Genomic DNA, 13,699 nt, shown 5'->3' with positions numbered 1-13,699 from the left:
GAGTCAAATGAGTGCAATGACTGATGATGAGCAACTGGATAGTGTGAAGTCATTTTTTAAGAAATATGGCTCGGCTATGGTGACAGGTGTCCTCATTGCATTGATTGCCTTTTTCGGTTGGGAATATTGGCAAAAGAAAACTTTGGCTGAAAATCAAAATGAAACAGCCAAAGTTCAGCAATTGATGGATGAGGCGCGAGCAGCCAATGGTGATGCTAAAGTCACTGCTGCCTTAGTCGCGTCAGCAGATAAAATTGTCAAAGACAATCCAGATTCTGTTCATGCAATTCAAGCACAAATTGTCATGGCAAAAGTTGCCTATGATAAAAATGACTATGCGTTGGCTGAACGTGAACTGAAAAAAGTTGAAAATTCTAAAATTAAAGACGCTGGTTTGTTACAAGTTGTAAAAATCAAACTTGCCGATGCACAATTGGCGCAAAAGAAGTTTGATGAAGCCTTGAAAACCTTGTCAGCTGTGAATGATCCTGCTTTTCAGGCAAGTGCTGATGAGTTAAAAGGTGATATTTATGTGGCAAAAAATGACACTGAAAATGCAAAAAAATCGTATCAAGCAGCATGGAATGCAGTCGTTGAGCGTAAACAAGAACGTCAAATTTTACAAATTAAACTCGAAAGTGTTGGCGTATTAGTAGAAGATCCTGATCTTGAACGCCCAATCTTAGCAACACAAGTGGATGAGTCTTAATGGATAGAAATTTTAAAATACCTTTTGCTTTAGCAATCTTATCAATCGCTTTAATCGGCTGTTCAAGTAATAAGACGAAAGAAGTGAAGATTAAGCCTAATCCACTGCCTAAAGTTGCACAAGCTTCAAGCTTGGTTCAAGTATTTTCGACCAGTGTTTCTTCGACCAGCAGTGAAGATGCATTACGTCTACGTTTAGATACAGACAATGGTGTTGTGTTTGCCTTAGATCCAAAAGGCGAAGTGGCTGCCTATAAAGGCAAACAGCGCTTATGGAATGCTAAAGTTACCAAAGACGGCTTAAGTTCTGGTGTTGAAGCAGCAGATGGTGTGGTGATTGTTGGTAATCAAAAAGGGCATGTTTTTGCATTAGACCAAGCAACGGGTGCGACCAAATGGTCTGCACAATTGTCAGGTGCAATTATCAGTTCTGCTTTGATTCAATCTGGTCGTGTGATAGTGGTTGCAAATGACGGTACGGTTTATGCCTTAGATGTTGCGACAGGTCAGCAAGCGTGGACTTATAAATTACCAAGCGCTTCATTTAGCTTAAGAGGCCAAGCCACTCCAGTTAGTTTAGATCCACGTACTGTGCTTATCGGCACTTCTACTGGCTATATTTTTGCAATAGATAGCCTTGCAGGTGTACCGCGTTTACAACGTCGTGTTGCGGTATCTGAAGGTCGTTCTGATATTCAGCGTTTGATTGATGTGGACAGTGAGCCTGTTGTTTCAGGACAGTATGTGGTTACGACGAGTTTCCAAGGTCAAGTCACTGTTCTAGATTTGGCTTCACAACGCGTTTTGTGGAGTGAAAATTCAAGCAGTATCAACCGTCCAGAAGTGACCGATGGTAAAGTCATCGTATCGCAAACCGATGGTCAAATTATTGCGTATGACTTGATTACAGGTCAGCAGCTTTGGAAAAATGAGCAACTGCTCAACCGTAACTTAAGCAACCCTGTATTGCTCGGTTCAAATCTTGTTGTGGGTGATTTAGATGGTTATTTACATCAAATTGATCCAAATACAGGAACAACGTTAGGTCGTGCTAAAACCAGTGGTGAAGTACGTACGTTGAGAGTGATTGATAATCAAGTTTATGTTTCGACACGTAAAGGTGCAATGAGTATCTGGCAAAGTCGTTAACAGTTAATCAACAGACACGATTAGGATTCTCTATTTTTTTAGTCTTGTGTTAAAATAGAGCAATCCGTATGAATTCCATACACGGGGTGATTGAAAATCAATACCCCGTGTTTTTATTTTAGGTTTTTCCTATTCTTCTTCCTATACATTTCTGATGTTCAGACCAGTCATACTGGCTGATCTTGAATAAAGGTTATTTTATGAAACCCGTAATTGCGCTCATTGGTCGTCCAAACGTCGGCAAATCAACGTTATTCAACCAGATTACCAAGAGCCGTGATGCACTCGTTGCTGATTTTGCTGGTCTTACCCGAGATCGTAAATATGGTGATGCAACTTATGAAAATAAATCTTTCATTGTCGTTGATACTGGGGGTATCGGTGAAAATGAAGGTGGTATTGACTCATATATGGCAGAGCAATCAAAAACTGCGATTAATGAAGCCGACATCATTGTTTTTGTTGTCGATGCACGCGCTGGGCTATTGGCTTCTGATGAGCAGATTGCACGTGAATTGCGTACACTTGGTAAAAAGGTTTACTTGGTTGCCAACAAAGTCGATGGTGTACATGCTGAAGCTGCATTAGTTGAATTTTATAAACTTGGTATGGGTGAACCCTTACAAGTTGCGGCAAGTCATGGTCGTGGTGTTCAACAAATGCTTGAGGATATCTTGGTGGATGTCCCAGAAGATGAAAACCCAGAAGAACACGATAAGGCAACAGGTTTACGTTTAGCAATTATTGGTCGTCCAAATGTCGGTAAATCTACTTTGGTTAACCGTTTGTTAGGTGAAGATCGTGTTGTTGCATTTGACCAACCGGGTACAACCCGTGACTCGATTTATATTCCGTTTGAGCGTGATGGTCGTCAATATACCTTGATCGACACTGCGGGTGTACGTCGTAAAGGTAAAGTCGATGAAATGATTGAGAAATTCTCAATCGTTAAAACGCTACAAGCGATTAAAGATGCACATGTCATCGTGGTGGTTTTAGATGCACGTGAAGGTGTGGTTGAACAAGATCTACATTTGATCGGTTATGCACTTGAAGCTGGTCGTGCCATGGTGATTGCCATTAACAAATGGGACAACATGACAGAGTATGATCGCAAACAATGTAAATTGGATGTTGATCGTCGTTTTGACTTTATTCCTTGGGCAAAAGTACATTTGATTTCTGCTTTGCATGGAACAGGTGTCGGTGAGATGTATCCAACCATTCACCGTGCTTATGATTCATCACACTTAAAAGTTTCACCTGCAAAATTAACTCAGATTTTGAATGATGCAACTGAAGCACATCAACCGCCAATGATCAGTGGTAAACGTATTAAAATGCGTTATGCCCACATGGGTGGACAAAACCCACCAACGATTGTGATTCATGGTAATAAGGTGGATAAGACACCTGCGGACTACCGTCGTTATTTGGAAAATGTCTTCCGTAAAGTGTATAACCTTGAAGGTACACCGGTTCGCGTTGACTTTAAAACAGCTGAAAATCCATTTGAAGGCCGTAAATCTCAAATTGATGAGCGTGTTGCAGCACGTCGTCGTCGTTATGTACAGAAATTTAAAAAGGCTGAAAAGAAATTTAGAAGCTAAATTTAGCGTTGAACACATCAAAACCCAAAGTGATCTTTGGGTTTTTTTGATTTAAGATAATGAAAAATGTTTGGGAATGGGTTGTGAATCGTATTATTCAATTGGATGTTAATTCTATTCAAAATATTCTTCCGAGTTACCATTCGATCGATCGAAAGGGGCAGATCCAAGAACTGAAACAGGCGATCTATCAATATAGAAACCAATTATTGTCCGATATTTTTTCAGTTGAAATCAGTAATCATTCTTTTGAAAAAACAGATTTTGGTAAACCCTATTTAATTGATTATCCAAAGTTTCACGTGAATCATTCACATAGCCAGCACCATTATGCTTTGGCGAGTAGTCAGCAGATCCAAGATCTGGGTGTGGATGTCGAGGATTTAGATCGAAAGGTTCGCTTTGAAGCTTTGGCAAAACATGCTTTTCATCCCCAAGAATATCAGGCTTGGCAAGCGTTAGACTTTGATCCTACTTTTTGGTTTAAGGTGTGGACCACAAAAGAGGCGATTTTAAAAGCATCAGGCTTAGGGATTCGTTTGAGTCTAAATGAGCTAAATACTGGAGTGCATGTGATGAATGATGGTGGGATCTCTACGCATCCGCTATTGGGCAGTTTTGCCTATCAAAATCTCCAGCTGAGCCGAGTCATGCTGACGGTGGCATGGCGTTCTGAATTATCCTGTAAGGGCTTTGCATTTCCACAGATTCAAATCATTCAACATGGTTAATTAAAGATTGTATAGACGTTTTCATTCTGCATAACACATAAATTGCAACAACGTTATTCCATATTAGAGTGTGACATCTATACATCTAAGTGTTGAAATTTTCAAGCTTAAGCCACTTGTATTGCAAATCGGCATTGTTTAATAAAACCAGTTAAATGTAAGCTGTTTATCTTTAAATAAAAATAAATAGTATTCGATCACGATCAAACAATCTTGCTAGAAGCATGTACTTTGTAAGCTATATTTTTTACATAAAAATTGGTTTATTTCTCAATGAAATTCTCTATACTTGATAAATTAAATGATAATTAAGTAGCGAAAATACTAATTATTGTGAATTTAAAGCGATGAATAAGCGATAGGTTAGGATTAATTATATAGTGCGATTTAAATACTTCATCAGCTTAATTTGCATCATATTTTTTTATCCAAATTTTAGTTTTGCTTCAAGCTTAGAAAGTGACATTGCGGCTTTTAACCTCATTACCAACTACGAGCTTTTATTCTTTGGTGGAATATTTGTTATTCTGATGCAGGCTGGTTTTGCTGTAGTTGAAGGCGGATATGAAAATACCTATAAGTCAATTTCCGCATTATTGGTCAATTATGTTTCTGCAGTTTTAGGAACACTTATTTTTGGTTTCTTCTGCGCAAAAATTCTCCTTGCAGGGGATACCAGCTCCGAAAAATATATGAATGGCATGCTGCATGGCTGGCATTGGAATTTATTATTTTTTTATACCCTAATGGCCACCACAATCACCACTGTGGTTGGGCGAGTGATTCCGAGTAAAGTTCCCTTATTGGTTAACTGGATAACTGGTTTGATGATCGCAGGTGTGATCTTTCCTTTCTTTAGTAGCTGGACTTGGGGAAATATCTTATTTGGTAAGGGCTGGTTAAAAGAATTAGGATTTATTGATTTCGCGGGTTCAACCGTGGTGCACTCCACCGCAGCATGGATTGTTTTGGCGGGCTACTTAACTTTAAAACCTCAAGACCGACAAGAAATCTTAAAAAAAGACTTAATCTTTGAAGATTATAAAATCTTATCTTTGGCATTGGCTGGCTTTATTCTTTGGCTGGCATGGTCAGGTCTAAATGTAGTTTATATCTCAGCACTCTATGCGGATATAGGAGTCATTGTCGTCAATGCCTTTGCTGCACTTTTTGGGGCAATGATTGCACCCTTGGTTTTTTCTTTGGTACTCAACAATAAAATTATTTCATGGGTTGAAATGATTAAAGGCGCTTTAGGTGGCTTGGTTGCGATCACGGCAAGTTGTGGTTTAGTGAATTTATCATCGGCATTGATTATTGGCTTGGTTTCTGGATTATTCACAATCTATCTACCTCGTTTATTGGCCTATTGGATTGACTCTAAGCATATTCGTGAAGTTGTCGTGGTACACGGTATTTGTGGAGCATGGGGGACATTGGCTGTCTCATTGACAGATAACCCCGTGATTAATTTAGCCAACAAAGCCAGTGTTATTGATCAAAGTATCGGGATTGCGGTAAATTTTGTGTGGAGTTTTGGCGTTGCATTCTTAGTATTTAAACTGATTTGTAAACTGCGTAATGCATACTCAATTAAGTCGTTAAAAAATTGAGTGCTTAAAAGCTTTGAAAAAAACCAAGCACTAAAAAAAGCGACATAAAGTCGCTTTTTTCATATTTAAGTTCTGTATTAAAAGTTAGGCAACACTTTCAGGTGTCGCACGCCATAAACTTTCCAGATCATAAAATTTACGTGCTGTTGGTAGCATCACATGTACGACTACAAATCCTAAATCGATAAGGATCCATTCAGCGTCTCGTTCACCTTCAACACCAATTGGGCGAAAGCCTGCTTTACGTGCTTCTTCAGCAACATTGTCAGCAAGTGCTTTAACATGGCGTGTTGATGTCCCGCTCGCGATGACAATTGCATCTGAAACGTTGCTAATAGCGCTGACATCAAGTTGAATAATATCTTTGGCTTTTACATCAAGTAGAGCTTCTTGTACGACTTTTAAACAAGTCTGTACGTCTTGATTTTGAGTGTTCATTGCAAGTTCGTGAGAATTAGAAGCGCTGGGCGATGGTTCTAAATTCATATAAGGTATATTTTCCAGAAAATATCTCATCTTCTAATATAGCGCTTTTGTCTAAAAAATACAAATTATACAATGCAACCGTTTGTCTAAGCACATCCCAATTTAATAGCTATGGTTGTTGGAAAAATATTTTTCTTTCCATGCAAATGACTGATTTGAATGCGATTGTGGCTTGTATTCTGCTGCAATAAAGCCCGTATAGGCGCTTTGTTTTAACCATGAAAAAATTGCAGAATAATCAATTTGTGCGGTATCTGGTTCGTGACGTCCTGGGCAGTCAGCAAATTGGATATGCCCAATCCAATCAATATTTTCTTGTAAGGCTGCCAGTACATCTTCGCCCATCATCGCCATGTGGTAACAGTCGAATTGCATTTTTAATGCAGGATGTTGTACCGCTTCTAACATTTCTTGGCCTTGTGCAATATTTTGCACCAAGAAACGCGGCATGTCAGTACCATTGATCATTTCAAATACAGGCTGAATATCACGATTAGAGAGCAGATGACAAGCCAGTTTTAAATTATTTGCTAAGGTATTTAAACAGGGGAGTAAATCAGCATCTTGGGGTTGTTTACCTGCCAAAATATTGACGTTTGGAACATTGAGCGCTTCTGCATATTCAATTGCAAGTTCTAGGGCTTGATGAAATGCCAGTTCTTGACCTGGTACACCAGCAAGTCCGTTTCCACCTTGCATTAAATCACCGGTGGGAACGTTGATCAGGCAAAGGCTTAAGTCATATTGTTCAAGCTGTGCTTGAATCTCTTCAATGCTTAATTCATACGGAAATTGAATTTCTACATTGTGGAAGCCATGAAGATGTGCCAAAGCAAAGCGTTCAATGAGCGGCACTTCAGTAAAAATCAAGGATAGGTTTACTGCGAGTTTAGTCATAAGAACGCTCCTTGCTATATTTGGACTTTCATCTTCAATGTAGTAGGCAATAGATTATTTTTCAACTTATTTATGTGTAGTTCCGTGTATTTTAACCCGATTTATTTTCCACTTGATGAATGACTGTGGCTAAATCAGACTCAGCAAATCCGTTGTTTTGATGGCTTTGTAATTGCCCCAGTGCACGTTGAGCCACAGGGATTTCTAAATCAAATTTTTGTGCAAGTTGAATGGCATTATTTAAGTCTTTAGAAAGCGTTTGTACTTTCCATTGTACTGGCTCCAAAGTATGTGTTGCCATGCGTGGGGCTAAAATTTGGAAAGGTTTTGAGTCGGCAAAACCACCCGCCAAAGCCGGAGCCAATAGGGTTGTATCTACACCTGCTTTACTGGCAAGCGCAACAGCTTCCGCGATCAAGGTACTATTGGCAGCAACGATAAGTTGGTTACAGATTTTAGTGGCTTGTCCAGTACCTGTTTCACCCATACGGGTTACACGCTGTGAGAGGATGTTGTAAACGAGGCTTAGTGCTTGGATCACCTCAGCATTGCCCCCAGCAAAAATGACCAGCGTGCCATTTTCAGCGCCTGCTGTTCCACCTGAAACAGGTGAGTCAATCCAAATCACTTGTTTTGTTGTTGCGCTATCAGCCAGCTGCTTGGTTTTATCCACAGATAAACTGGAGAAATCCACAATCACTTGCTTGGCTTGTAAATAAGGTTCAATGTGCTCATAAACCAGCTGTACAGCCTTATCATCAGCAAGGCAGCTGAGAATAATCGGATATTCTGCAATATTCTCAAGCTGTAATGGGTGAGCGCCTAGATCAATAAGGGCGTCACAGGCAGATGCTGTTCTGTTCCAGACCGCGACATGCAAGCCAGCTTGGATTAATCGGGTTGCCATACGGCTACCCATTAATCCCATCCCTAAAAATGCAATTTTACTGTTACGATCAAAATTCATTTTATAACTCAAAAAATTTTCAAAAAGGGTTTGTAGACATTTCATAAATTGCTTGCGTTGTAGGCTAAAATTGAGCAGGCAAGGCATGAAACGAAGAGAATAGCGAGACTATTTTCGAGTTTCATAACGAAGGCTGAGATAATTTTAGTCACAACCTGAGCAAGAACAAAGCATTGCTTTGTTCGCGGCGCAAGGCGAAGCCGGGGACAAGAGTGTTTTTTGCTATTTTGTGGTTAGCTTGTGAAACAATATTATTTGTCATTTAGAAAGACTAAATTTCGTATCAGCTAAAAACACTCGTAGTCGCAAATATAGATGAATTGTTAACAGACCCTTAAGTTTTAGATTATTTATATTGGCGCGGTAAAAATTTTAATTCAGGATTTTTATCCTTTTTACGTGCAATTTGACTATTTTTACCCAAGAGTAATTTTAACTGCCAAATCTTCTCTAAACGTAAAGATTTCTGAGGTTGATGTTCCATAGCATCTAAAACACGTTTAGCAGCCATCAGCGCATCTGGCGAGCGTTGCAGCATCTCTTCTGCAATGGCTTGAGCTTTTGCCAAAGGTGAGTCGTCTACATGCGTCACCAAACCAATGTCTTTGGCATAATTGCCATCAAAAATACGTGCAGTCAGGGTAAGCTCTTTGGCTAAATCAATACCAATCACGCCCTTGATTGAACGGGTTAAGCCCATGTCAGGCACAAGCCCCCAACGGCTTTCCATGATGGACATTTTAGTCTCTGGGTGTGCAATACGAATATCTGCAGCCAATGCAAGTTGCATCCCTGCACCAAAGCAGAAACCTTCAATTGCTGCAATGACAGGGACAGGCAGTTCTTGCCAGATCAAAAATGCTTTTTGGAATAGGCTTTGACCAGGTTTAATCAGTTCCCAAGCCGCAAAGGCTGTATTTTTGGGACTATTTAAGTCAGCAAGGTCAATACCTGCACTAAATACATTGGCTTCACCCGTCAGAATCACCACACGAATACTGCGGTCTTTTTTAATCTGTTGTGCGACGCTTACCAGTTCACGGAGTAAAGCAAAACTCATGGCATTGCGTTTATCTGGACGATTTAATGAAACTGTTGCGATACCATTGTTTTTTTCTATGTGTAGTAGTGCCATGATCTTGACTCATTTTTCCTTGGTCATCAGCATAGCATGTGAATTGAATAGTTACATGACAGTAGAGTCACCGAAACTGTGTTGATGTGCCAATTGAGTGCTAAAGCCAAAACAGGATTGAAACAGCGGCTTGTGTAATTTTATTGGTTTTTGAAAAGATGATTGCAATGAAAAGGTCGTTCTAATTCATGCTGTTTTAAAGAAACAATAAAACCATACGCAAGATAAAATCCAGAGTCAATTTGGGTTTTATCCTTAGGATTTAAAAACAGCTTAAAGCGTCATAAGAAAAGCATTTATAGCGCTGAATTGGATAGAACTGCGCTGTATTTATGAAGCGGGTAAAATCTGCTGTGCAGCTGTTTCAACTTCATGAATCGCCAATTGAAGCTCATCAAAGCGTTTCATCACGTCTTGGATAAAGGCTTCATCTGCTTTACGGCGCTCTTTGCGTAGCATGGAAATAAATTGTTCAAAATCACCCGTAATGCGTTGCAATTTTGGTGTACCGACATAACGGGTAGCACCATATAAGCGATGTAAGACATGTTCTAATTGCGGGAAGTCCTCAAGCTCAATGAGTTGCTCAATTTCAGCCAACTCCGTTGGGAAGCTGTCGACGAGCATTTTTAACAAATCTTGTGCGAGATCTTCTTTATTGGCCGCTAAAGCAAGGCTTTGTTTCCAATCTAGAATATAAGAGTCCAGCGCTTCGATATATACTGTATTTTCGATAGGCTGCTGATGTTGAATAAATTTATCGCTTGTCCAATTGGTGAGAATTTGAATAATTTGTTCAATCTGGATCGGCTTGGTTACATAGTCGTCCATACCCACTTTGAGTAGTTTTTGCTTCTCATCAGCCAATGCGTGAGCTGTCAATGCAATAATCGGCATCCGCATACCATCTAAGGTAGATTCCAAAGAACGAATCGCCCGTGTGGTATCTATCCCAGACATGACTGGCATTTGGATATCCATAAAGATAAGATCAAATGGTTTTGCGCCTTGTTCAACCCCTTGTTGAATAATGGTTAAGGCTTCTTGACCACTGAGAGCTTTGGTGGTTTTTACATTTAGCTCGCCTAATAGCGCTTCTAGTACGATCAAATTCGGTAAATGATCATCTACTGCTAAAACGTGTAAATCTTGCCCTTTAAAGTCTTTATGATGTTCTTGTTCAAAAACAGGCTGATTGCTCAATAGTTGAATCACTGAACTACGACTCAACGGTTGATACAATGGACGTGCTTTATATTCAGTCAACATATTTGGATCAAGTGACATTTGATAACCATATACCGCCAAATGACCTTGATAACGACCACGAATTTCTCTAAGTAAGGCTTCAGTATCTCCACTATGATCAACGATCAACCAGGTGTTTTCAGTATTTTTTTCTAAGCTATTTAGGCGGCTAAATAGATCTAAAATCGATTGTGCTTCGGTGTGCTGGACTTGATAGTCTTCTAAGTAATGACGTAATACATTGGCGGTTGCAGGGTGCGCCAAGAAAGACACCACATTTAAGTTTTTAAATGAAGGATGAACAATTTCTTCATCTTCATTTACCGTTAACATGGCGGTAAACCAGAAAGTTGAACCTTTTTCTGTTGGTGCGCGTTCTTGGTTATCTTCAAAGCCAATTTGACCATGCATCAAATGTACAAGTTGCTTGGAAATGGCTAAACCGAGTCCTGTACCACCAAATTGGCGAGTGACAGAAGCATCACCTTGAGAGAATGATTCAAATAGTCGTTTACGATCGGTGCCACTTAAGCCAATACCACTGTCTTGTACACTAAAGTGCAGCAAACATTGCCCGATATCATCATGTTCCATGCGCGCACGAACAATAATTTCACCATCGGGTGTGAATTTAATCGCATTGGAAATAAGATTGGTCAGCACCTGTTTAAAGCGTAAGGCATCACCAATGACATGTTTAGGCACATTGTCTGCAAAATAGAATGCCATCTCGATATGTTTTTGCGCTGCCAATGGCGAGAGCATATCCATCACATCGAAAATTGCTTCTTCAAGATCAAAAGGCGCAGTTTCGAGTTCTAATTTACCTGCATCAATTTTCGAGAAATCGAGTACATCATTAATCAGTGCCAATAAATGTGCAGAAGACTTACGGATGGTCTGTAAATATAAACTTTGATCATTGCTTAAATTGTCTTGGCGTAACATCAAATGAATAAAGCCATCAATACTATTTAATGGGGTACGTAATTCATGACTGATATTGGCAAGAAAGACTGACTTCGCCTGATTGGATGAAATCGCCTGATCACGGGCTTGTTTATAGGTAATGTTTTGGACTTCTAAGGTGTCTAATGTACGACGTAAATCATCTTCCGTTTGTTCAGTATGTTCTTTTAGCTCAAGGAAACTGAAATGTAGCCGTTTTACTACATTGGCAATATCACGCTGTAATAAGCGCAGTTCACCAGTACTGTTGATCACCATATGTTGATCAAGCGTATCTGCATTTAAGCGTTGCAATTGCATCCGAATTTCGTACATCGGTGCAATCCAGCGTCTTGAATAGAAGTTTAGACACAATAGAAGCAACAGTAGCGTTAATAAGGCAGTCGTAATCAATACGATCATGACACGATAATGTGAAATTTCTAAAGGTTGATTATCAAGTTCAATCACCAACCACATATTTTCAGCAGATTTGGTAGGGTTTAGTTTAATCCCATAAATATTGTTGTACTTATTTTGAATTGGTCCAAAGAAAGTGCCTGATTTTGGAATTTTTGGCCAAGCACGTTGATTTTGGTAGCCTACACTTAAATGATTGACGTTATTTTCATCTAAAATCGCTGCGCTGAGTAAATGCTTTTCGTTAAACATTTTTTGTAAAATGCTTTCGGCTTTGGCGTGTTGAATTGGATCTTGTTCCATGACTGCGGTGAGTTGCTCAGCAGTATATTGGTAACGGCTCAATATCGCGATGGCTTGGAAGCGCTGTTTGGACTTGGCAGCAGCTGATGTTTCAGAAAGAACCAGTGCTGTTCCAACACATGCCAAAATCATAATTGGCACGAAAATTAACGCAATAAGTTGACCATAAGCGTGATTGAGTTTTAAGCGTTTAAAGAGTTTTTTATTGAAATTCGACATTGTTCCAGCAACTCATTGCCCATGGCAAAGATATTAACATGCTTTAATCATCCTGCATGACAATATGACTAAAAATCTTGTGAATTGAAAATGAGTTATGCTGTTTTATAGATAACTTTATCATTTCTAATTCTAAGTAAAGTTTATTTTTTTATATGTATTTAATTTTATTCAATAAAGAAAATCATGCTCCTACTTGGGTGTGTTGATATATATGAATTTAGTTTGATCATTCCAAGCAAAATGAAGCGGAAAGATGTGCAGTATGTTTCTTTTTTTCATACAATATGCCCACCTCGATATAGGTGCAACCGATGAGTCACACACAACCTGATTTCTTAGCCGACGAATTTTTGTTAGATCACTATGTAGGAAAAACTCCTTTGGTGCGTTTACAACGTTTGGCAAGTCATACTCAAGCAACAGTATTGGCAAAGCTAGAAGGCAATAATCCTGCTGGTTCTGTCAAAGATCGTCCTGCATATAACATGATCATGAAAGCTGAACAGCGTGGTCAAATTAAGCCGGGTGATACGTTGATCGAGGCGACGAGTGGAAATACTGGGATTGCGTTGGCAATGGTCGCCGCAATGCGTGGTTATAAAATGAAATTGATCATGCCGGGGAACTCTAGCCAAGAACGTAAAGATGCGATGCGTGCCTATGGCGCTGAATTGATCGAAGCAACCAATATGGAAGTTGCGCGTGATATGGCTTTGCAAATGCAAAGTGAAGGCCAAGGTTTAGTATTAAATCAGTTTGGCAACCCAGACAATGTGGAAGCACACTACCTGACTACAGGCCCTGAAATTTGGCAACAAACCGCAGGAAAAATCACCCATTTCGTGAGCTCTATGGGCACAACGGGCACGATCATGGGGATCTCTAAATATTTAAAAGAACAAAATCCAGATATTCAAATTATCGGATTACAACCTTCAGAAGGTTCAAATATTGCGGGTATTCGTCGTTGGCCACAAGAATACTTACCGACTATTTTTGATCCACGCCGTGTCGATCAGATCATGGATATTCCGCAAATTGAAGCAGAAAAAACCGCACGCCGTTTAGCACGTCAAGAAGGCATTAGTGCTGGGACTTCTTCAGGTGGTGCTGTATGGGCATCGGTTAAAATTGCTGAAGAAAATCCAGACGCAGTGATTGTCTGTATTGTCTGTGACAGAGGTGATCGTTATCTTTCTACAGGTTTGTTCTCTGTTGAGGATGAAGAATAGTTGCTTCGAAGTCATAAATTGCTTCATGAT

Annotated in this window: 11 protein-coding genes; 6 read left to right on the top strand and 5 right to left on the bottom strand. The window is 39.6% G+C overall.

Annotated features, from left to right (window positions below):
• The first annotated feature begins 7 nt into the window (after positions 1-7).
• The 5 genes from AS4_RS18850 to AS4_RS18830 all read left to right on the top strand — a co-directional run bounded on the left by AS4_RS18850 (position 8) and on the right by AS4_RS18830 (position 5,811).
• On the top strand, positions 8-709 hold the full coding sequence (locus AS4_RS18850) for a YfgM family protein (RefSeq protein WP_004816992.1): 702 nt from the start codon (positions 8-10) through the stop codon (positions 707-709).
• Positions 709-1,857 (top strand): outer membrane protein assembly factor BamB, encoded by a 1,149-nt coding sequence (gene bamB / locus AS4_RS18845; protein WP_004725891.1) that lies wholly within the window; start codon positions 709-711, stop codon positions 1,855-1,857. The genes AS4_RS18850 and bamB overlap by 1 nt, the downstream gene beginning before the upstream one ends.
• A gap of 200 nt (positions 1,858-2,057) precedes the next feature.
• Positions 2,058-3,467, top strand: a complete 1,410-nt coding sequence (gene der / locus AS4_RS18840; RefSeq protein ID WP_004725892.1) for a ribosome biogenesis GTPase Der — start codon at positions 2,058-2,060, stop codon at positions 3,465-3,467.
• A 59-nt stretch (positions 3,468-3,526) separates the two neighbouring features.
• On the top strand, positions 3,527-4,198 hold the full coding sequence (locus tag AS4_RS18835) for a 4'-phosphopantetheinyl transferase family protein (protein ID WP_096735173.1): 672 nt from the start codon (positions 3,527-3,529) through the stop codon (positions 4,196-4,198).
• A 380-nt stretch (positions 4,199-4,578) separates the two neighbouring features.
• Positions 4,579-5,811: an ammonium transporter gene (locus AS4_RS18830; protein ID WP_096735172.1), complete on the top strand. Its 1,233-nt coding sequence runs from the start codon at positions 4,579-4,581 to the stop codon at positions 5,809-5,811.
• 84 nt (positions 5,812-5,895) lie between these two features.
• Here AS4_RS18830 and rsfS read toward each other — a convergent pair whose 3' ends face one another.
• The 5 genes from rsfS to AS4_RS18805 form a co-directional block, all read right to left on the bottom strand.
• Positions 5,896-6,297, bottom strand: a complete 402-nt coding sequence (gene rsfS, locus AS4_RS18825; RefSeq protein WP_016539395.1) for a ribosome silencing factor — start codon at positions 6,295-6,297, stop codon at positions 5,896-5,898.
• A gap of 102 nt (positions 6,298-6,399) precedes the next feature.
• Positions 6,400-7,194, bottom strand: a complete 795-nt coding sequence (locus AS4_RS18820) for a hydroxypyruvate isomerase family protein (RefSeq protein WP_034612357.1) — start codon at positions 7,192-7,194, stop codon at positions 6,400-6,402.
• A 91-nt stretch (positions 7,195-7,285) separates the two neighbouring features.
• Entirely contained in the window at positions 7,286-8,161 is an 876-nt protein-coding gene (locus AS4_RS18815; protein WP_096735171.1) for an NAD(P)-dependent oxidoreductase, read from the bottom strand.
• Between the two features lie 346 nt (positions 8,162-8,507).
• A complete protein-coding gene (locus AS4_RS18810) occupies positions 8,508-9,296 on the bottom strand; it encodes a crotonase/enoyl-CoA hydratase family protein (protein WP_004725906.1) in 789 nt (262 codons plus the stop codon).
• 330 nt (positions 9,297-9,626) lie between these two features.
• A complete protein-coding gene (locus tag AS4_RS18805; RefSeq protein ID WP_096735170.1) occupies positions 9,627-12,434 on the bottom strand; it encodes a GacS-like sensor histidine kinase in 2,808 nt (935 codons plus the stop codon).
• Between the two features lie 314 nt (positions 12,435-12,748).
• On the opposite strand from AS4_RS18805, the gene cysM reads away from it, so the two are divergent.
• Positions 12,749-13,669: a cysteine synthase CysM gene (cysM, locus tag AS4_RS18800; RefSeq protein WP_096735169.1), complete on the top strand. Its 921-nt coding sequence runs from the start codon at positions 12,749-12,751 to the stop codon at positions 13,667-13,669.
• The last annotated feature ends 30 nt before the right edge of the window (positions 13,670-13,699 follow it).

Origin of the sequence: Acinetobacter guillouiae (assembly GCF_002370525.2) — a bacterium.
Lineage (GTDB): Bacteria > Pseudomonadota > Gammaproteobacteria > Pseudomonadales > Moraxellaceae > Acinetobacter > Acinetobacter guillouiae.
Note: the sequence above shows the minus strand (reverse complement) of the source record. Positions and strands in the feature narration are given on the sequence as shown.